Raw genomic sequence first — 20,456 nt, 5'->3', positions numbered from 1 at the left:
GTGCGGGTGTCTTTGCTATTCCCTTCCCCGCTGCACTAAAGAGATCTCCATGCAAGTTGCCCAATTGATCGCCCATGAACTTCAGGTTCGTCCGCAACAGGTCGAAGCGACCATTAAACTGCTGGATGAAGGTGCTACCGTGCCTTTTATCGCCCGCTATAGAAAAGAGATCACCGGCGCGTTGGACGATAGTCAGTTACGCCAGCTGTCTCAACGTCTGGGTTACCTGCGCGAACTGAATGACCGTCAACAAACGATCATCAACAGTATCCGCGAGCAGGACAAACTCACGCCATCGTTAGAGCAGCAGATCCTGAGCAGCGACAGCAAAAGTGCATTGGAAGACCTCTACCTGCCGTACCGTCCCAAACGGCGCACAAAAGCACAGAAAGCACGCGAAGCCGGGTTGGAACCCTTGGCTCAGCAGCTGCTGAAAGGCAGCCATGACAACCCGTTGTCGCTGGCACGTCCTTTTATCGATAGCGATAAAGGCGTTGATAGTTCGGAGCAGGCGTTGGACGGTGCCCGCAATATTCTGATCGAACAGTTCGCTGAGCAGGCCGAACTGGTGGGCAAACTGCGCGAATGGTTCTGGTCCCGCGGTCAACTGCGCAGCAAGCTGGTCAAGAGCAAGGAACAGGAAGGTATCAAATTCCGCGATTACTTTGACTACAACGAAGCAATTCGAAAGGTTCCCTCCCATCGCGCCCTGGCCCTGATGCGCGGGAACAAAGAGGGTATTCTGCGTCTGCATTTAGCGCTTGAAGACGCGGATATACAGTACCCGGCGGAGCAGATCCGCCGTGTTCACCGTCTCAATCCCAGTCAAAACAGTGCCGGCCTCTGGTTGAGTGAAACCATCAGTCAGTGCTGGAAACAGAAGCTTCAGTCTCAACTGGAATCCGACCTGCTCAAGCGTCTGCGTGAGCACGCCGACGCCGAAGCGATTCGCGTCTTTGGTCGCAATCTGCATGACCTGTTGCTAGCAGCCCCCGCAGGCCCACGTGCCACCATTGGTCTCGATCCGGGCCTGCGCACAGGGGTCAAAGTCGCCGTCGTCGATAACACCGGCAAGCTCCTGGCGCACTGCGCGATCTATCCGCACGCGCCGAAAAAACAGTGGGATCAGGCACTGGCAACACTGGCCAAACTGGCACAAACTCACCACGCAGAACTGATCAGTATCGGTAACGGTACCGCCTCACGCGAAACCGAACAGCTGGCGAAAGAGCTGATCGCGAAATACCCGCAGCTGGACCTGACCGCGGTGATGGTCAGCGAGGCCGGGGCCTCCATCTATTCCGCGTCGGAACAAGCCGCCAACGAGTTTCCGGATCTGGATGTCACCATCCGTGGTGCAGTCTCCATCGCCCGACGTCTGCAAGATCCGCTCGCTGAATTGGTGAAAATCGAACCTAAGGCTATCGGCGTGGGCCAGTATCAACACGATGTGGATCAGAATCAGCTGGGAGACCAGCTCAATGCGGTAGTGGAAGACTGCGTTAACAGTGTTGGCGTGGATATCAACACCGCGTCGGTGGAGCTGCTGACGCAGGTTGCAGGGCTGAACACAACAACGGCCCGCAATATTGTCCATTTCCGTGATGAAACAGGTCGCTTCTGTAATCGTAACCAACTGAAAAAAGTGCCACGCTTAGGGCCCAAGGCCTTTGAGCAGTGCGCAGGTTTCCTGCGTATCCGTTCAGGTGACAATCCGTTGGATAATTCGGCGGTACACCCCGAGTCCTACGCACTGGTCAAACAGATCGCGACAGCACTGAACTGCAAACAGGATGCGCTGATCGGCGCATCCGAACAGTTGCAGCAGATCGACCCACAACAGTTCGTTTCGGACCGGTTTGGCCACTACACGGTGAAAGACGTCTTGCAGGAGCTGGAAAAACCCGGCCGCGACCCTCGTCCGGAATTCCGCACGGCGCAGTTCAGTGACGGTATTGAAACGATGAAGGATCTGGAGCCGGGCATGAAGCTAGAGGGTGTTGTTACCAACGTTACAAACTTTGGCGCATTTGTTGATATTGGTGTTCATCAGGACGGGCTGGTGCATATCTCCCAGCTGGCCAACCGCTTTATCAAAGACCCGCATGAGTTGGTCAAAGCCGGTGACATTGTTCAGGTACGTGTCACCGAAATAGATCTTCAGCGCAAACGCATCGCCCTATCGATGAAGGACGAAGCGGCGTCAGCGACACCGTCACATACTGAAAAGCGTTCAAAAACGAACAAATCTGCGCCGAAGCAGTCCCAACCCAAAGGCAGTCTGGCTGATAAGTTCCGCGCAGCGGGCTGGAAGTCATGACAATATCTAGCCTTTACGCGCATTGACACTAAGCGTAAAACAGAGTGTTACACTACGGTAATTTATAAACGGCTCATCTATAATGGGCGACCTTTACATTTTTACGGAAGGACAGCACCTTGTCTGCAGCATTTGAACAGAAGCTGGAATGGCTGAGCAATCAGGGCCACGCCCCTCTGCTGAAAGGGATTCTCCACGGCATTGAGAAGGAAGGTCTGCGTGTTGACCTGCAGGGTCAGCTGGCAGAAACAGACCACCCTGTTGCACTTGGCTCCGCGCTGACCCACAGTCATATCACCACCGACTACTCTGAAGCGCTGCTGGAATTTATTACACCGGTGTTCAAACAGTCCGGTGAAGCGCTGGATTTTCTGACGGACCTGCATCACTTCACATACACCAAGTTAAATGGCGAACTGATCTGGTCTGCCAGTATGCCGTGTCATCTGCCTGATGAAAGTGCCATCCCGGTCGCCCGCTTTGGCAGCTCCAACGTTGGCACACTGAAATCGGTATATCGTGAAGGCCTGAACTACCGCTACGGCAAAATGATGCAGACCATCGCCGGCATTCATTACAACTTTTCCCTGCCGGAAGCGTTGTGGCCGGAATATCAAAAATTCTGCAACAACAATGACCGTCTACAGGATTTCCGTTCGGCAGCGTACTTCACCCTGATCCGTAACTTTCGTCGCTATTCATGGTTATTGCTGTACCTGTTTGGCGCGTCTCCGGTGCTGTCGGCATCTTTTATGGCGGGCAAGCAGCACGATCTGGAAGAGCTGGACAAAGACACCTTGTACCTGCCCTATGCCACCTCGCTGCGGATGAGTGATCTGGGCTACTCCAACAAGGCGCAGGCATCGCTGAATATCTGCTTCAACCATCTGGCAACCTATGCGGAGTCGCTGCACCAGGCGATCAACACACCGTATGGGGCCTATGAAGAGATCGGTGTAAAAGTAAACGGTAGCTACCGTCAGCTGAACACCAATATCCTGCAGATTGAAAACGAGTACTACAGTGACATCCGTCCAAAACGGGTCACCCACTCCGGTGAAAAACCACTGCACGCACTGAAAGAGCGTGGTGTTGAATATATCGAAGTCCGCAACACCGATATCAATCCAATGCTGCCGTTAGGTATTGATCAGACTCAGTCCGACTTTATCGACCTGTTCCTGATTACCTGTCTGCTGGCAGACGATTCAGAGATCAGCGACTGTGAATGCGAACGCATCAATGACAACCACGATCTGGTTGTCACCCGCGGACGCGAACCCGGCCTGAAACTACAGCGTAAAGATGATGAGATCGAACTGATCCAGTGGGGCTACGAGCTACTGGAAAAGATTCAGCTGACCGCGAACATGATGGATACGGTTGACGGTTCCACACGCTATAGCGACAGTATCACCGCACAGCGCGCGAAACTGGATAATCCGGCACTGACACCCTCCGCCCAGGTTCTGGCTGCGCTGCAGCAGAACGGTATCAGCTACGAGCAGTTTGTACTGCAGCAAAGCGCGAAGCATCGCGATACGTTGCTGGGGCACCAGCTCAGCGAACAGGGCAGCCAGTATCTGGCTCAGCAGGCGGTTGAGTCCGTGCAGGAGCAGACCGAGATCGAAGCCAGTGACACGCAGGACTTTGATCAATATCTGGCAGAGTATCTGGCCGGTTAAATACACTACCTGCTATAAAAAAGGCCCGCCCTAATCACATTAGGGCGGGCCTTTTTAGTTGTAGAGCTGTCGCGCTGTTAATTTACTGGGTGATAAAACTGGTAAAGAACAGGTCGCTGACAAAAGCCTCGCCCTCCTCCTCGACCAATATATTCTGTACCAGCTTCAGGGCTTTTTTCGCCAAGTCCGATTGCGCTTCTACTGACATCATCTGAGATTCGGTCTGATCACTCAGCAAAAATACAATGTCATTGCGGATATGCGGCATATGAAAGTTCACCGCATGGTGTGCAGCAGGAGACGACACCTGAATGGTGATCTCACATTTCACAAAACTAACCTTTCCCGGTTCACCGTAGTTCGTCAGAAATGGCTTCAGTTCGATGTAGTTCACGTAATCTTCTGGCGCAGCTTCTTCATCAGCAGCCCAGGCAGTCTGCATAAATAAACCCAACACCAGCACTAAAAACAGTTGTTTCAAAGTCTCTCTCCCCGCTATCCATTCACTCAGCTCGGCAGTAGCGCTCAGTATAACCTGCTCCTGCCAGTCATCGCTATGTTGCACCGCTGTTCCGGTTGGGCCTATTATGTGAGTCTCTCTCATACAAAAAAATGAAAGGAGGCGCACGATGTTGGAAAAATGCCGCAACGCCAAAGAACGTTGGGGTGGTGTCAGCGACATCATTGATCACTGGTTAGAAGAGCGACAGCAGCTGATCAGCGCATTTGTACACCTGCCTGAGCAACCGGTCGACAACGGCCTCAGTGAGCAGGTGGAGAAGTTTTGTGAACTACTTGTTGATTACCTCTCTTCCGGGCACTTTGAGGTTTACGAGCAATTGCTGCGCGAAGGCAGTGAGTTTGATGATGGTAGTGTCGAAGAAGCTCAGAAGCTCTTCCCACGCATCCAGCTCAGTACTGATGCAGCACTGGATTTTAATGACCAGTATGCGTCCATTGAAGTCCTGACTGTACGCACTGTCGCCGAGATGGCGCACGACCTATCCAGCCTGGGTGAACAGCTGGAAGAACGATTTGAACTGGAAGATCAGATGATTGAAGTGCTGCACACCTCGCACTCAAACCTGGTTTCCGAAACCGAATAACAGCAGAACAACAAGGCGGTACAGATGCGCAGCGCGCACCCTGTTCTGGCAGGTATTTCACTTGCCCTGATTTTAACGGGTTGTAACAGTGGCAATCCTCCTTCGGTTTGGAAAGAGTACGCAAAAACGGGTGCGTACTCTGCCGCGATTTCAGAAAGCGGGAGCTATGCCACACTGGGGTCGTTTAACCACGGTGGCAGCCTCTGGGACTTGAAGAAACATGCCCGTGAGTTCAACTGGAACCATAAAGCCAAAGAATTCAGCCTGATCGCTGCGACAGCGATCTCTCCGGATGAAACCTACGCGGCGACGGCAAACCAGCAGGATCTGGTGCTGTGGAATATCGCTAACGGGCAGCCTGCAGGGTTCTGGAGTTCACCCGCTGAAATTCTGCAGATGGATCTTTCTCCCAACGGGGATTTTGCCCTGCTGGGTCTGGCGAACCATACCGCAGTCTATTTTGACGCTAAAAACGGCGGCGAACGCCGGGTTTTCCGTCACGATGGACGGGTACGCAGCGTTGACCTGAGCCTGGATGCACAACTGGCCATCACCGGATCTGATGCTTACAAAGCGAAGCTCTGGAATGTGGAAAGTGGTGAACTGTTGCAGGAGCTGGAATTCGGTAATGTGGTCGATACGGTCGCCCTGTCACCGAATAGCCAGTGGGCGTTCAGTTCTGGCAGCCTGGATAAAGCGGTTATCTGGAATACCAACACCGGACAGATCACACATTCGCTCAGCACCTCAGGTGACTTTTTTAAGAAACGGATCAGCTATCTCAGCGCCCGCTTCTCCAAAAACAGTGATCGCTTGCTGACAGGGACTGCCTCAGGCCTGGTACAGCTGTGGGATGTCCGCAGCGGCAAAGAGATCAAGGCCTGGCGTATTCATCGCCGAGACCCCTATGGCCCCGTCAATGCAGGGATTTATGCTGTGGGCTTTGGCAGCGGACAATACTTCGCGCTCAGCTCCAACGGCATCATGAACGTACTGAAATAAGCACGTCTGAAAACGGACCCATAAAAAAGGCTGTGCCCCAATAGAGCACAGCCTTTTTTGTATCTTGTGAAACGACTTATTTAGCCGCTTCGGCCTCTGCTGCAGGCATGATTTTCAGCAGCTCGATCTCAAACACCAGAGTTTCGTTTGGACCGATCGCGTTACCCATACCGCCCGGACCGTAAGCCAGCTCGGACGGGATCACCAGACGCGCTTTACTGCCTTCGTCCATCAACTGAACACCTTCGGTCCAGCCTGCGATAACACCGTTCAGAGGGAAAGTAACCGGCTCACCACGGGAGTAGGAGCTGTCAAACTCGGTACCGTCTACCAATGTGCCGCGGTAGTGGACCTGTACGTTATCCGTTGCCAGTGGCTTCTTACCGTTGCCGGCTTTCAGCTGCTGATACTGCAGGCCGGATTCGGTGGTGACCACGCCGTCTTTTTTACCGTTATCCGTTAGGTAAGACTGGCCTTTTTCCATATTTGCCTGCGCCAGCTTAGCAACTTCCTGGCGCTGCTCTTCGATTTTGCGCTGCTGGAATGCCTGCATCACTTGGTTCACTTGATCCGGAGTCAGTAGTGGCTCGCCATCTTTATAGATGGTCTGCAAACCTTCCTGAAACGCTTCCAGATCCACATCCTGAACATCCTGCTTAAGCTGTCCACCCACGATCAGGCCCAGGCTATAGCTGAGTTTCTGCTGTTCGGTCGTCAGTTCAAAAGAAAACGCCGAAGGCGCAGTTAGCGCTGTCGCAAGAGCGGCAGCCAGCCAGGTTTTTTTCATCATTTTATCCTTGTTGTGTTTTCCACATGGATGTTTAGTGGGGTCAGATGAAGGAAAGTTCAATCCCACAGATCCCTTAGGGTGAATCTATTCGACCGGGAGCGACAATATCTGCTGCCAGCCCTCGGGCATCTCCGGTAAAGCAATCTGCAGTAACTGTTCAAACGCAGCGGTCATCGAAGGGGCCGCATTCAGTGTACAATCATTCAAGTAACCCGCAAGGTTTTCCAGCACCAAAGAACTACCCGCCTCCCCCTTAAGCATCTGCTCCGCCACATCATACATAAGCGCCAGCTCGAGCTGCTCACACGCCAACTCAGCTTTGCGCATCGCTGAATAACACGCCTGATAGGTTTCATCCTGCTGTTTGTACGCGCGTACTTTATAGCGCAACGCACGCAGCGGATGGGTGATCTCTGACTGCCAGCCTGTTGCGCCTTGCAATACCGTCAGATCCAGTTGACGCCCGGCGTCCTGCCCCAGCCACAAACAGAATAACAGACGGTTGATGCTTAACCCTGCCTGCTGCAGTTCAAGACAAGCGGACTCCACCCCCGGCTGGCCATAAAGACGTAACGCATAGTGCCAAAGATCGTTTTCGAGTTTCATTGCTATGCTACAATCCGCGCCCATGATTCAGTTACAAGACATCAGCTTACACCGCGGCACCCAGTTTCTGCTAGAGGATGCCAACCTTACAATCCACAGCGGCTGGAAGGTCGGTCTTATCGGCGCAAACGGCGTGGGTAAGTCCTCCCTGTTCAAGATGCTGTTGGGCGAACTTCATGCCGATAAAGGGGATCTCTACCTGCCCGGCCAGTTGCGCATTGCGCATATGGCGCAGGAGGTCTCCGCCACCGATCGCAGCGCACTGGAATACGTTCTGGACGGCGATCCGCAGCTGCGTCAGGTGCAGATTGATCTGGACCGGGCCGAAGCGGAACATGACAACCACCGGATTGCTGAATTACACGCAGAACTGGAAGCCATTGAAGGTTATACGGCCGAGTCCCGTGCTTACCAACTGCTGGCCGGTCTTGGTTTCAGCACCTCTGACGCTCAGCGCCCGGTTAAAGATTTCTCCGGTGGCTGGCGTATCCGACTGAATCTGGCCCAGGCACTGATGTGCCGTTCCGATCTGCTGTTGCTGGATGAACCGACCAACCATCTCGATCTGGACGCAACGATCTGGCTGGAGCAGTGGCTTCGCCAGTATCAGGGTTCGATCATTCTGATCTCCCATGACCGTGATTTCCTGGATAATGTGGTGGGACATATTGCTCACCTCTATAACCAGAAAATCGAGCTGTATAAAGGTAACTACAGCCAGTTCGAAGTGCTGCGCGCCAGCAAGCTGGCTCAACAGCAACAGGCGTTTGAGAAACAGCAGGTTCGCATCAGCGAAATTGAGGACTTTGTCCGTCGCTTCCGTGCTAAAGCCACCAAGGCCAAGCAGGCGCAAAGCCGGATCAAAGAACTTGAACGCATGGAAAAAATCGCCCCGGCCCATGTGGACAGTCCATTTTCATTTACCTTCCGCGAATCAGAGAAGATCTCTCATCCGCTAATGGGGCTGCGCCACGCACAATGCGGTTACAGCGACAAAGTAATCCTTAAGGACGTTTCCCTCAACCTGCAACCCGGCGCCCGTATCGGGCTTCTGGGGCCGAATGGTGCGGGTAAGTCCACACTGATCAAAACCCTGGTGGGCGACATTGGGCTGGTCAGTGGTGAACCGCACAGCGGGGAACATCTGAAAATTGGTTACTTCGCTCAGCACCAACTCGAAGCGCTGGATCTGGATGCCTCCCCCCTGCTGCACATCAAACGCATCTCACCACAGGCATCCGACCAGGAGATCCGCGACTTCCTGGGGACCTTTGGTTTCTTCGGCGATGCCGCGCTGGATCCGGTAAAACGTTTCTCCGGCGGCGAAAAGGCTCGCGTCGCGCTCTCGATCATCGCCTGGCAGAAACCCAACCTTCTGCTGATGGATGAACCGACCAACCATCTGGATCTTGAAGTCCGCCACGCGTTGACACTGGCGCTACAAACCTTTGAGGGCGCGCTGATTCTGGTATCACATGATCGCCACTTGCTGCGCAATACCGTGGACGAATTCCTGCTGGTTGCCGACGGGGCCGTTAAAGAATTTAAAGGTGATCTGGACGACTACCAAAACTGGCTGACAGAGAACAAACGTCAGCAACAAAGCAGCAGCGAACCGGTGAACGAACGGGAAAATCGTTCTCTCAGCGCCGCCGAGAAAAAAGAACAGAAGCGTCTGGAAGCCGAAAAGCGCAAGCAGCTCAGTCCGCTGAAGAAGCAGCTCGATAAACTGGAGAAGGCGCTGGATAAATACCAGTCCGAGCTGGCTGATACTGAAGAGGCGCTATCCGATACGACACTCTATGAAGATAGCCGTAAGGATGAGCTTAAAGCACTGCTGCAAAAGCAGGCCGAACTGAAACGCAATGCGGAAGATACCGAAGAACAATGGCTGGAACAGCAGGAAGCGCTCGAGATTCTGGAAGCGGAGCTAAGCGGTTAAAGGCCGTATGTTAAGCAGCACTCCGATTGCCGCTTAATACGAGAAAACCTGAAATAAGAAAGAGAGGCGGTGGCCAGAGCAGTCAGCTCTGACCACCTTCCAGCAGCGCCGTCAGTTCACGAATCGCTGCATCGTCGTTCAGCAGTTCCTGTACCGTTTCAGCAGCCACCTCAGCGCTCAGCCCCAGATCAGCCAGGACTTCATCCGAAATCTGCTCAACCGGACCATCACTCAGCCCTTGCTGGCGCAACAGTCGATTCGCCACATACAACAGCTTCACGTAAGGTTCATGCTCACCCGCGTACTCAAGGTGATTCTGGTAACGAATCGCGTCACACACCTCTTCCGGCAACGTCCAGCTAGACAGCAACCAGCCGCCAATCTGTTCACGAGTGACATTAATCACCTGCTGCTCGATCGCCTCCAGACTAAAGTGAGGATTGGCTTCGATATAACGTGCCAGCAATGCAAACTGCGGTGGGAACAGATGAGCTAACAGCAGGTAACCGAAGTTATGCAGCAAACCACTCAAATACGCCAGACCCGGCTTAGGGCGCTGTTCCTGAGGAATTTTTTTGCATAACTGCTCAGACAAGGCAGCACAATAAACCGACTGTAACCAATACGGTGTACCACCACGCGGACCGTTAGTCGGCACGGTCAGCATCTGACCCATCGCCGTCCCTAACGCCATATTCACCACTAACTCGAAACCGAGCACACGGATCACCGCGTCATCGATCGAATTGACATCACCTGGCGCCGCATAATACGGCGAAGCTGCCCAACTCATCACCTGCGCGGAAAGGCTTGGGTCAACCCGTACAACCTCGACCAACGCATGTACATCCGCCTCTGGATCAGAGCGCAGCATCAGAATTTTTTGAGTGGTTGGCGACATAGACGGCAAACCCAGCGTGTCTTCCAGACGCTGTTGAATACGCAGCTTCGTGAATTTCTTCACGGCACTGGTAATCACCGTCTCGTCGTCACCTTGTGGTGCTTGCAGCGCGATCTCATCTGCATCGGTCGCCAGCTTGCCATGCGACGCATCACTGAGCAGGCTGGCAGCAACCTCCCAAGTGGTCTTTGAATACGGCTCATTAACCTGCAGTGTTGGATACTGCAGGCAACGCTCGTCCACCAGCAAAGGCAGGAGAGGTAAGGTTGCCAGTTTACGAAAACCGTTTTGAGACTGCACCGCATCCTGACTGAAGAAACGCTCAGCATCTGCTCCTTTTACAGGCTGCAGTTGGCGTCCCGTCAGTTTCCAGACATTTGCCAGATTCAGCAGGGTTGTGGCCGGTAGCAATGCCAGAACCTTACCATCCTTATCATGCATCAACACCAGACGGGCCAAACTACCATCATGCCCCATAGGTGCAGCTTGAACGCCTACAGACAATGTACTCTCTCCAGCTAGGATTTACGTCTTATAATCTGCCCGCGGGATCCTCTGCGGACAGGGCTTCGAACCTCGGGTAGCAAGGCTATCCCGAACTATATATGACAAAGTGTTCGTTAACGCCTAACCTACCGTAAATATATAGCGTTCAGCAATGTATCCGGCGTTTTTTTACCTATTTCCGGGAGTTATCCATGTTCCGCCACCTTATTTTGGCTCTTCTGTTCGTTTCCTCACCCCTATGGGCCATCAATGAAGATCAGGTCCCAGAAACAGCAACCGGCCAACAAGATAGTCAGACCGTTAAAGCCGAGCAGTTTCTTGCCGTCGCCGCACACCCACTGGCAACGAAAGCCGGTTACAACGCACTGAAAAACGGCGGCTCTGCCGTTGATGCTGCCGTGGCGATTCAAGCCATGCTGACACTGGTGGAACCTCAATCCTCCGGCATTGGTGGCGGCGCGTTTATGCTGTACTGGGATAACGAAAACAAACAGCTCTATGCCTATGACGGCCGAGAAACCGCCCCCGCTACCGCCGACGAGAATCTATTTATCAAACCGGATGGCCAACCGATGAACTGGTATCACGCCTTAGTGGGCGGCCGATCGGTTGGCACGCCCGGTGTACTTAAAATGTTGGAAACGGCACACGTGGCACACGGTAAAACCCCGTGGCATATTCTGTATGTCGACGCGATCAAACAAGCCAGGAAAGGCTTTAAGGTGGGCCCCCGACTGCATGAACTGATCAAGTCGGATATTAACCCGGGGCTGAATCGCTACCCTGCCGCACGCGGGTATTTCTACACGGATGCAGGTGAGCCGCTCCCAGTGGGAACGGTGCTGAAAAACCCGGCCTTAGCCAACTCACTGGCAGGTATCGCCCGCAGTGGAGCCGGCTACTTCTACGGCGGTCCATTGGCGCGTAAGATCATCGACTCAGTACAGCAGGCAACGGATAATCCCGGCCATCTGAGTCTGGATGACCTCGAAGACTATCGCGCACAGGCACGCGATCCGCTGTGTCGGCCTTACCTGACGTATAAAGTGTGTGGATTCCCACCACCCACATCCGGTGGCGTAACGGTGTTACAGATTTTGAAACTGCTGGAACAACAGCCGCTGGCAGAGCTTGACCCGAAGGGCGTCGAGTTTAACCATCTGTTCACTCAGGCTTCCCGTCTGGCATACGCCGACCGCGCCCGTTATCTGGCTGACACGGACTTTGTCGAAGTCCCTGTCGATGGTTTGCTGGATGAAAACTATCTGGCGCAACGCCGTCAGCTCCTGAGTCTGGACAAGGACGCAGGCACCGCCCATGCAGGAACACCTGAGCCAGCAATCAACCGCCGTGATGACCAATCCCCCGAACTGCCATCGACCAGCCATTTTGTCGCGGTCGATCAGTGGGGAAATGCGATCTCCGTCACCAGCAGTATCGAGATGGCATTCGGCTCAACGTTAATGGCCGGAGGTTTCCTGCTGAATAATCAGCTCACGGACTTCTCGTTTGTCGCTGAAAAGGACGGTGAACTGATCGCCAATCGGGTAGAAGCGGGTAAACGTCCGCGCAGCTCAATGTCACCGTTTATGGTGTTTGACCAGAACGACCAGCTGATCGCCGCGATTGGCTCTCCCGGTGGCAGCCGAATCATCAACTATGTGGCACAAAGCTTATTAGTCAGCCTGAACCACAAACTACCCCTGCAGCAGGTCGTCAACCTGCCCCACGTCAGCAACCGCAACAGCCTGACCGAACTGGAGGAAAATACCGACGCGACGAAGTTAGCGGAGGCGCTCGAGGCACGCGGACATACCGTTAAAGTGCGAGATCTGAATAGCGGCTTACATGGTATGCACAAAGATGAAAACGGTATCTGGCACAGCGCCGTTGATAACCGCCGTGAGGGGAGTGCTCAGGGCCAGTAGTCATCCAGCCCTGAGCAACATAAAACCTGACAAAGATCGTCGCGCGTGAGTAATGCCCGTTACTTGCGCACGATCCGATTGACGGTCTTCAGCGCACGGATCTTTTTCATCACCCGCGCCAGATGGATACGGTCACTAACCTGCAGCTCCATATTCACTTTCGCCAGCTTACCTTCATGATCATCGATATCGATCTGTAACAGGTCAGCGCCCATTGAGGTCGCCATAGTGGCCAGTTCAGCGATGATGCCGCGGTGTGATTCCACTTCACAGGACAGGTCCGCAACGAACTCATCTTTCAGTTCGTCATACCATTCCAGATAAATACATTTATCCGGATCATCACGCAGATAACCAATATTACGGCAGGCGGTACGATGGATGACCAACCCTTTACCCGCACTGATGTGACCAATGATCTCATCACCCGGAATCGGACGGCAGCACTTCGCATACTGCAACACCATGCCTTCGGTACCTTTAATCGCCAGCGGGCTTTCACGCTGCTCTTCCGCACCCTCTTCCGCCTCAGGACGCACACGACGGGCCACCACATACGCCTGACGATTGCCCATACCGATATCTTCCAGCAGATCATCGAGGGACTTAAATTCCGCTTCGTCCAACAGCTCCTGCAGTTTACGGTTATCCACGTCTTTCACGTTCGCACCGTATTTACTCAGGAACTGATTCAACAGACGACGTCCCAGATCAATCGATTCGTGGCGCTGCTGATTTTTAAGGAAGTGACGAATCGCCGTACGTGCCTTGCCGGTCATCACAAAGTTGAGCCATGCCATATTCGGCTGCGCACTCGGCGTTGTGATGATTTCAACCGTCTGGCCATTTTCCAGCGCCTGAGACAGGGGTGCTAAACGGCGGTCCACCCGGCAGGATACGCAGGAGTTACCTATATCGGTATGCACAGCATAGGCAAAATCAACCGGCGTCGATCCGGCAGGTAACTCCAGAATCCGTCCCTGAGGCGTGAAGACATAGACTTCATCCGGAAACAGGTCTTCTTTAACGCTTTCGATAAACTCCATCGAGTTACCGGCACGCTGCTGCATCTCCAGCAGGCCCTGTACCCACTTGCGGGCGCGCTTATATGAGCCCACTGCACTGTCGGAATCGCCATAGGTTTTATAGTGACTGTGCTCCGCCACCCCCTGACTAGCCACCGCATCCATCTCTTTGGTGCGGATCTGCACCTCAATGGTGATATCACGTGCCCCAAACAGATCGGTATGCAGTGATTGGTAGCCGTTGGATTTCGGGATCGCGATGTAATCTTTGAAACGGTTCAGAACGGGCTTATAGAGGTTGTGAACGGCACCCAGAACACGGTAACAATCATCCACATTGTCGGTCACGACCCGGAAGGCAAATACATCCATGATCTCCGCAAACGATTTGTTCTGGGATTTCATTTTGTTGTAGATACTGTAGAGATGCTTTTCACGCCCCGTCACTGTGCCATTGAGACCTTCCTGACGCAGACGCTGATTGATAGTGTCCTGAATGGAGCTGATCACATCTTTACGCTGACCACGCGCCTGAACTACCGCGCGGCGGATATACTTCGCACGCATCGGGTAGTGCGCCTGAAAGGCCAGATCTTCCAACTCGATCTGCACATCACGCATACCCAAGCGACCGGCAATCGGTGCATAAATATCTAAGGTTTCTTTGGCGATACGACGCTGCTTATCCGGGCGCATCGCGCCCAACGTCCGCATGTTATGCAGACGGTCAGCCAGCTTGACCAGAATGACGCGAATATCTTCGGCCATGGCCAACACCATCTTCTGGAAATTGCTCGCCTGCGCTTCCGCTTTGGTCTCAAATTCCAGATGGGTCAGTTTGGATACACCGTCCACAATATCAGCGACTGACTCACCAAACTGGGAGCACACGCCGTCATAGGACACTTCGGTGTCTTCGATCACATCATGCAACATCGCAGCCATCAGGCTTTGATGATCCATATGCATGGTCGAGAGAATACTGGCCGCTGCCAGCGGATGAGTTACGTAGGCTTCACCGCTTTTACGGCGTTGACCTTCGTGAGCCTGTTCGGCATAGAAATAAGCACGACGCACCTGCTGGATCTGTTGCGGATCCAGATATTCAGTTAAGCGTTCAGAAAGTGCGTCGATGGTCGGCATCACCCCTCCAGAATACCGTCAGTGCAAAAAAGCACTTATTTGTCCGATAGTTGGAATGATGCCGTATAAAACAGAGTTGGGGAAGAGTTAGTCTTCTTCAACTTCATCCAGAACAGTTTTATCTATGTGGCCTTCTGCAATTTCACGCAGAGCAACAACGGTTGGCTTGTCGTTTTCCCACTCAACTTTTGCTTCTTTACCACCGGTAGCCAGCTGACGCGCACGCTTAGAAGCGACCATCACCAGTTCAAAGCGGTTATCAACGTTATCCAGGCAATCTTCAACGGTTACGCGAGCCATGTTCAGCCTCTAGTTTAGGGGTTTTTCGAAAGACCGGGCATTCTACTGGTCAATAGTTAAGCTGACAAGAGTCCTTGTAGCAATTCCTGATGTTTCTGGGACTGGCGATTCTGTCCCAAGCGACGACTAAGAAACACCGCCACCAGTTCATTCAGGGCGGTATCAAAGTCATCATTGATGATCATGTAGTCATATTCACCGTAATGACTCATTTCACTCACAGCCTGAGACATCCGGTGATCAATCACATCCTGACTGTCGGTACCACGCCCCGTCAGGCGGCGACGCAGTTCTTCCTGCGATGGTGGAAGGATAAATACGGAAAGACACTCGGGCATCAGTCGGCGTACTTGCTGCGCGCCCTGCCAGTCGATTTCCAGAATCACATCCATGCCCTGAGCCAGCTGTTCTTCCACCCAAACCTGCGAAGTGCCGTATTTGTTGGTAAACACATCCGCATGCTCAAGGAACGCCCCTTCGCCAATCATCTGATTGAAGTGATCCATATCGACAAAGTTATAGTCCTTACCATCCACTTCCCCCGGACGCATATCACGGGTGGTGTGTGAGACAGAGACCAGTACACGGCTATCGCGCTCCAGCAGCGCTTTAACCAAACTGGTTTTACCGGCACCGGAGGGGGCCGAGACTACATACAGAGTGCCTTTATCGCTCATATCGTTACTCAGTTGTTCGCGGGGCTAACAATGCCGCAGGGTTCAAAGAGACCATTATACAAAGATGACGCGGCTTTGCCGTAATTTCTCTCCCCATCCACTCATCATACTGTTTCAGTGATTCCTACACGTTTATAAGCATATCTACGTTATTCCTGCGGAAAATTCATCTCTCAGCGACCGCTACGTTAAAGATCTCAGCACCTCACAGTGCAATTCCTGAAATACCCATTTCCCCCTCGTGTTCTGCCCGCCTTTCCCTTTCTATGGTGGTGACTGCACATGCAGTCCGGCAGCTCTCGTCTGCCGGTTTTCTATTCCACCCCTCCACCTAACTACGGAGTTATCTATGATTTCTGCAATACGTGAACTGATCAATGATCCGGCGTTAAGCCTTTATCTGTTAGTCATCGCCTACTTTTGGTGCCAGTGGACATTTAAGCTCATATTATGTGGCCGCTACCGACCCAAACGAACCCATTTCGATGAGTCGATCTCTGTCGTGATGCCGGTTTACAACGAAGATCGTACGATCCTGTTTCAAGCCGTCTCACGCGTCCTTGCCCAACCCGTCTCGCGCGTCGCGGAGGTTATTGTGGTTTGTGACCAGCGCGAACCGGACCTACCCGACTGGCTGAACCAGAATTTCGCCTCCGATGAGCGGATGATCACTACGGTGGGCGACACTCCGGGCAAACGTTTTTCTCTGCGCCACGGCATCGAGCAAAGTCGGTGTAATGTGGTGGTATCTATTGAATCCGATGTCCTCATACGCCCCGACAGTCTCGATGAATTAATCAAGCCATTTGCAGATTCCCGAATCGGCGGCGTGATTGGTGACCAGGAGGTGCATGATCCCAAGCGCAGCCTCTGGACCTTTCTTGATTTTGTCTGCGAGAAGGTGAAGTACGGATTCACGTATCCAGCACTGAGTGCCGCATCGCAGGTGACGGTATTGTCAGGGCGCACTGTGGCCTACCGTCGCGCAGCGGTCTTTCCGCTCCTGGAGCATCTGACCCACGAAATATTTTTGGGAAAACGTTGTGTGTCAGGGGATGACGGTCGTATGACCAGTCTGCTGCTAGAAGCGGGATGGCTGACGTTCTATCAATCCACCTCGGTAGTCGAAACGATCTCACCCAGTAGTATGAGTGCGCTGCTGCTGCAGCGAACGCGCTGGTATAGAAACACGGGACGGCGCACGCTTCGGGCCTTGTTCTGGGACCGCCTCTGGGTCTGGAGACGCTACCCGCTGGCAACCTGGCATATGCTAAGTTCCTGGGTAAATACCTTTATGGTCGGGCTGGCTTTTACGCTGCTGGGACTCAGTATTTCAAGCGGTCATTTTTTCTGGTTCGGCAACGAATATGCCGAGATAGCCGCGAGAGTCGGGGTTCTGATGTTTGGCTTTTTACTCACGCGGATGATACGTGGATTGCCCGCCTTTGGGGCGATCCGTCGCTCTCGCCCCGGTAAGCACTGGTGGCTGCTGCTGGCACTGCCTTTTTATCTGCTCATGCTGTGGTTCGTTCACCTTCTGGCCATCGTCACGATGAACAAACAGGGCTGGATCACACGTACCACACAGAGCCCGGGAGGATTGGGTAAATGAACACGCTAAAAAACACACTGATATTATCGTCACTGGGAGTGACCATGACGATTCAGTCCGCCTACGGCTTGCCATCCCGTTTGGAAGCACTCAACGGAGAAACCGATGCCCCGCAGCGCTGGCAACTGATCGTCAATAATCAGCCCTATCAGATTCAAGGGGTCGGCTGTGCCAAAGCCAAAGGCGCAAATGGTGTGGACTACCTGCATCTAGCTAAACAACTTGGTGCCAATACAGTGAGAACCTGGGGATTGACCCATACGGACACTGACTATCTAGACCGAGCCGCAGAACTTGGGTTACAAGTGGCCGTCGGGATCTGGCTACCGCATCCGAAAGCAGGTTCGCTCTATCAGACCCCTAATTCGGAAGAACTCATACGTTTACGCTCTACAATTCTGCAGCGAGTGGACCAGTTGCGAAAGCATCCTGCCGTGCTGTTATGGGTGGTGGGCAACGAAGTGCTGCACGCCGCTGATAGTCCGAGCGAACGTACAGGTTTTCTGACCTTCCTCGAAAGTCTGGTCAAAGAGATCAAATTACGCGACCCCGATCACCTTGTGAGCTACGCCGCAACGGAATCGGTCGATCTGCAGATGTTGAACCAATCTGCCAAGAACCTCGATATCATTGGTATCAACCTCTACAGCGATCCACGCAAGCTGCAACGCCGCAAACAGCTATCAGGCGAATCACGACCCCTGCTCTTTACAGAGTTCGGACCAAGACGGCCTGAAGACATGCGTTTAGATGAACTGGGGTATCCCGTCATCCCAACAGATCAGGCCAAGGCCAAGCGTTACTTACGGCGTCTCGACCAGCTAGGCGCGCTGGATAAACAGACCCTGGGCGCGTTCGTGTTCCGCTTGGGTGACCCTAAACCAGATGACCTTCATTGGTGGAACCTCTCTTACGGCGATAATCCTCGTGCGGCATACGTTGCGATCGCACAGCGTTACCAAACTGGCAATTGGAATAACGCACCGATCTGCAAGACAGCACCATCGTCACGCATTCAGGTGGCACCGGGAGAGTCCCTGCCATTACAGATTTCTGAACAAGCATTAAGTCATGCACTTTATGGTAGCCACTTCTGGCCCGTCGAATTACGCGCGCGCGCGAGACAGGCCAGCACACTGCTTACCCCCGATCAGATATCTGCAAAACCAAATATGCGGGTAAATGTCCCCGATCAACCCGGCGATTACTGGTTAATCACGCATGCGGTGAGTGCCAACGGAACCGCCTGTGTGCAACGTTCATCTTTGAGGGTGCAGCAACCATGAAATATTCACGCGTATTAACAGGGCCTCAACACCCCTCTCTATCGAGAGCAGTCAGTACACTCATCACTCAATGGAGGTGGCTGGTGTTCCATCCGAAAATGCTTACACACATTCTGAGCATCACCTTGGCAGCGATCACTCTATCCATAACACCCCACGTACTATCGGCCCCTACGGCGGAGTCCTTTCGATTACCGTCGACACCGGGAGGGCTCGATCCTCTCCAGTGCTGGTACGCCTTGGGCAATACCCCGGATGGCTCGATCTATATCGCTGCATCAGATCACAAAACCAATTCCGCACTCTTCGAAAAGAGAGCCGGTGATCAAGCATTTCGCTATGTGGGCGATGCGCAACAGGCTTCTATGCAGGCCAATAACTGGGCAGCCGGAGAAACACTGGAGAAGTTCCATGTGCGGCCAACCTATCTGGACGGTGATATCTATCTGGGTGGGCTGAATTACTCGTATTACAACAAGGGTTACACCAAGAAGCGCGGCTTCCATTGGTACCGCTATCGGCCCTCAACCGGGCAATTCACCGACCTGTCTGCAAATACTCCTGATGGAACAGCGTCTCCGTTTCAACTGGAATATCTGATCGCAGATCCTAGGCATCATCGTCTCTACGGTGCTGCGGTACCTAAGGGACACTTGGTGCGTTTTGACCCGCACACTCAAACAACCTATGACCTGGGTCGCCCTCCGGAGTTAACGAAAAACTATCTGCCTTCAGACAGTTTCATGTGGGTGAACAGTCGAGGTCGCGTCTACTTTGCGATGGAGGGGCGCGGTGGTTGGTTCAAGCGTATTCATTACTTTGATCCGGACAGCAATACATTCGGCACCATGGATGATTGGAAGTTGCAGGGGCCGCCCCCTCGTAAGAAGGGTAAGCAAAAACAACAGGTTAAGGGTGGCCTGAAATCCGCCCCGATTGGTCGCATCCCGAAAGTCGGCCAATGTGAACCTTCAGGGAAGCGCTGTTATATGTCGGATAACAATGGACGTATCTATCGATGGCGCGAGACGGACAACACCGAGCAATGGACATACCTCGGTCAGGTCCGTTTTCCGGCACCTCACGAAAAACAGCGGCTGGCAACGCGCACCTTTCAGCTCTCTGCGGATGAGAAAAGTATCTACATGGTGAATGAACGCTACCTTGGTGCACCCGATATCCTTTTACACCGTTTTGATATCACAGCAGGCCGCTCGGAAGTGATCGCCCCACTGTCTCAGCTGGCACCTGAGGCTGTGGGAGAAGGCCGGGAGCTGCACTGTGGGCATAATGCCTGGGATGCTGAAGGGCGTTTTTACATCGCCAGTTTTGGCATGTCTGGCAAAGGAGGCAATGTTGTCGTGACAGCCATCAAACCATAACGTTGTCCTGCGATCCCCTTTCACTTCGCATGGAGTGAAAGGCTGGATTAATAGAGGCAATATCACGCGTACTTATAGCCAAAACCCACCTGCATATCAGGTGGGATTTCTTTGAGTGAGTTATTTAGGGAAGAATAATATACCTCCCTACAACATCACTCTATGTTCTGGATCTGCTCATTGAGCAGCGGCCTAGCCCCTAACAAACTCAACAACTTACCGAAAAGAAACCGTTCAAAAATGC

The 20,456-nt window shown here is 53.1% G+C and carries 16 protein-coding genes; 9 read left to right on the top strand and 7 right to left on the bottom strand.

Annotation, left to right across the window (positions count from 1 at the left end):
• Positions 1-49: 49 nt before the first annotated feature.
• Both ABYW01_RS01105 and gshA read left to right on the top strand, forming a co-directional pair.
• Positions 50-2,320 (top strand): Tex family protein, encoded by a 2,271-nt coding sequence (locus ABYW01_RS01105; protein WP_372830698.1) that lies wholly within the window; start codon positions 50-52, stop codon positions 2,318-2,320.
• Between the two features lie 119 nt (positions 2,321-2,439).
• Positions 2,440-4,005 (top strand): glutamate--cysteine ligase, encoded by a 1,566-nt coding sequence (gshA, locus tag ABYW01_RS01100; protein WP_372830697.1) that lies wholly within the window; start codon positions 2,440-2,442, stop codon positions 4,003-4,005.
• An 82-nt stretch (positions 4,006-4,087) separates the two neighbouring features.
• On the opposite strand, the gene ABYW01_RS01095 is transcribed toward gshA, so the two are convergent.
• On the bottom strand, positions 4,088-4,570 hold the full coding sequence (locus ABYW01_RS01095; protein ID WP_372830696.1) for a flagellar basal body-associated FliL family protein: 483 nt from the start codon (positions 4,568-4,570) through the stop codon (positions 4,088-4,090).
• Between the two features lie 64 nt (positions 4,571-4,634).
• Here ABYW01_RS01095 and rsd point away from each other — a divergent pair, with 64 nt between their 5' ends.
• Both rsd and ABYW01_RS01085 read left to right on the top strand, forming a co-directional pair.
• Positions 4,635-5,111 (top strand): sigma D regulator, encoded by a 477-nt coding sequence (rsd, locus tag ABYW01_RS01090; RefSeq protein ID WP_193952410.1) that lies wholly within the window; start codon positions 4,635-4,637, stop codon positions 5,109-5,111.
• A 24-nt stretch (positions 5,112-5,135) separates the two neighbouring features.
• Positions 5,136-6,113, top strand: coding sequence for a WD40 repeat domain-containing protein (locus ABYW01_RS01085; RefSeq protein WP_372830695.1), 978 nt, complete (start codon positions 5,136-5,138; stop codon positions 6,111-6,113).
• 76 nt (positions 6,114-6,189) lie between these two features.
• Here ABYW01_RS01085 and ABYW01_RS01080 read toward each other — a convergent pair whose 3' ends face one another.
• Both ABYW01_RS01080 and ABYW01_RS01075 read right to left on the bottom strand, forming a co-directional pair.
• Positions 6,190-6,903 (bottom strand): FKBP-type peptidyl-prolyl cis-trans isomerase, encoded by a 714-nt coding sequence (locus ABYW01_RS01080; protein WP_372830694.1) that lies wholly within the window; start codon positions 6,901-6,903, stop codon positions 6,190-6,192.
• 84 nt (positions 6,904-6,987) lie between these two features.
• On the bottom strand, positions 6,988-7,509 hold the full coding sequence (locus ABYW01_RS01075; RefSeq protein WP_372830693.1) for a TIGR02444 family protein: 522 nt from the start codon (positions 7,507-7,509) through the stop codon (positions 6,988-6,990).
• A gap of 22 nt (positions 7,510-7,531) precedes the next feature.
• Here ABYW01_RS01075 and ABYW01_RS01070 point away from each other — a divergent pair, with 22 nt between their 5' ends.
• A complete protein-coding gene (locus ABYW01_RS01070) occupies positions 7,532-9,451 on the top strand; it encodes an ATP-binding cassette domain-containing protein (RefSeq protein WP_372830692.1) in 1,920 nt (639 codons plus the stop codon).
• An 82-nt stretch (positions 9,452-9,533) separates the two neighbouring features.
• Here the strand turns inward: ABYW01_RS01070 and ABYW01_RS01065 are convergent, their stop codons facing one another.
• On the bottom strand, positions 9,534-10,856 hold the full coding sequence (locus ABYW01_RS01065) for an HDOD domain-containing protein (protein WP_372830691.1): 1,323 nt from the start codon (positions 10,854-10,856) through the stop codon (positions 9,534-9,536).
• A gap of 194 nt (positions 10,857-11,050) precedes the next feature.
• Here ABYW01_RS01065 and ggt point away from each other — a divergent pair, with 194 nt between their 5' ends.
• On the top strand, positions 11,051-12,787 hold the full coding sequence (ggt, locus tag ABYW01_RS01060) for a gamma-glutamyltransferase (protein ID WP_372830690.1): 1,737 nt from the start codon (positions 11,051-11,053) through the stop codon (positions 12,785-12,787).
• A gap of 59 nt (positions 12,788-12,846) precedes the next feature.
• Here ggt and spoT read toward each other — a convergent pair whose 3' ends face one another.
• From spoT to gmk, 3 genes are all read right to left on the bottom strand, one after another.
• On the bottom strand, positions 12,847-14,955 hold the full coding sequence (gene spoT, locus ABYW01_RS01055; RefSeq protein WP_372830689.1) for a bifunctional GTP diphosphokinase/guanosine-3',5'-bis pyrophosphate 3'-pyrophosphohydrolase: 2,109 nt from the start codon (positions 14,953-14,955) through the stop codon (positions 12,847-12,849).
• A gap of 87 nt (positions 14,956-15,042) precedes the next feature.
• Entirely contained in the window at positions 15,043-15,255 is a 213-nt protein-coding gene (gene rpoZ, locus ABYW01_RS01050; RefSeq protein ID WP_372830688.1) for a DNA-directed RNA polymerase subunit omega, read from the bottom strand.
• 56 nt (positions 15,256-15,311) lie between these two features.
• Positions 15,312-15,932, bottom strand: a complete 621-nt coding sequence (gmk, locus tag ABYW01_RS01045; RefSeq protein ID WP_193952402.1) for a guanylate kinase — start codon at positions 15,930-15,932, stop codon at positions 15,312-15,314.
• A gap of 349 nt (positions 15,933-16,281) precedes the next feature.
• Between gmk and ABYW01_RS01040 the strand changes: the two genes are divergently transcribed.
• From ABYW01_RS01040 to ABYW01_RS01030, 3 genes are all read left to right on the top strand, one after another.
• Positions 16,282-17,544, top strand: a complete 1,263-nt coding sequence (locus tag ABYW01_RS01040; protein WP_372830687.1) for a glycosyltransferase — start codon at positions 16,282-16,284, stop codon at positions 17,542-17,544.
• Positions 17,541-18,830 (top strand): glycoside hydrolase family 2 TIM barrel-domain containing protein, encoded by a 1,290-nt coding sequence (locus ABYW01_RS01035; RefSeq protein ID WP_372830686.1) that lies wholly within the window; start codon positions 17,541-17,543, stop codon positions 18,828-18,830. The genes ABYW01_RS01040 and ABYW01_RS01035 overlap by 4 nt, the downstream gene beginning before the upstream one ends.
• 98 nt (positions 18,831-18,928) lie before the next feature.
• Positions 18,929-20,212, top strand: a complete 1,284-nt coding sequence (locus ABYW01_RS01030) for a hypothetical protein (RefSeq protein ID WP_372830685.1) — start codon at positions 18,929-18,931, stop codon at positions 20,210-20,212.
• The last annotated feature ends 244 nt before the right edge of the window (positions 20,213-20,456 follow it).

Source organism: Pontibacterium sp. (genome assembly GCF_041587635.1).
Lineage (GTDB): Bacteria > Pseudomonadota > Gammaproteobacteria > Pseudomonadales > Balneatricaceae > Pontibacterium.
The sequence above is the reverse complement of the archived record's forward strand: the minus strand, read 5'-3'. Positions and strand labels throughout refer to the sequence as shown.

Coding starts and splice junctions, on each gene's coding strand:
- gmk (WP_193952402.1), bottom strand. CDS start 15,932: ATGAGCGATAAAGGCACTCTGTATGTAGTCTCGGCCCCCTCCGGTGCC.
- spoT (WP_372830689.1), bottom strand. CDS start 14,955: ATGCCGACCATCGACGCACTTTCTGAACGCTTAACTGAATATCTGGAT.
- ABYW01_RS01040 (WP_372830687.1), top strand. CDS start 16,282: ATGATTTCTGCAATACGTGAACTGATCAATGATCCGGCGTTAAGCCTT.
- rpoZ (WP_372830688.1), bottom strand. CDS start 15,255: ATGGCTCGCGTAACCGTTGAAGATTGCCTGGATAACGTTGATAACCGC.
- ABYW01_RS01080 (WP_372830694.1), bottom strand. CDS start 6,903: ATGATGAAAAAAACCTGGCTGGCTGCCGCTCTTGCGACAGCGCTAACT.
- ABYW01_RS01070 (WP_372830692.1), top strand. CDS start 7,532: ATGATTCAGTTACAAGACATCAGCTTACACCGCGGCACCCAGTTTCTG.
- ggt (WP_372830690.1), top strand. CDS start 11,051: ATGTTCCGCCACCTTATTTTGGCTCTTCTGTTCGTTTCCTCACCCCTA.
- ABYW01_RS01035 (WP_372830686.1), top strand. CDS start 17,541: ATGAACACGCTAAAAAACACACTGATATTATCGTCACTGGGAGTGACC.
- ABYW01_RS01085 (WP_372830695.1), top strand. CDS start 5,136: ATGCGCAGCGCGCACCCTGTTCTGGCAGGTATTTCACTTGCCCTGATT.
- rsd (WP_193952410.1), top strand. CDS start 4,635: ATGTTGGAAAAATGCCGCAACGCCAAAGAACGTTGGGGTGGTGTCAGC.
- ABYW01_RS01105 (WP_372830698.1), top strand. CDS start 50: ATGCAAGTTGCCCAATTGATCGCCCATGAACTTCAGGTTCGTCCGCAA.
- ABYW01_RS01075 (WP_372830693.1), bottom strand. CDS start 7,509: ATGAAACTCGAAAACGATCTTTGGCACTATGCGTTACGTCTTTATGGC.
- ABYW01_RS01030 (WP_372830685.1), top strand. CDS start 18,929: ATGCTTACACACATTCTGAGCATCACCTTGGCAGCGATCACTCTATCC.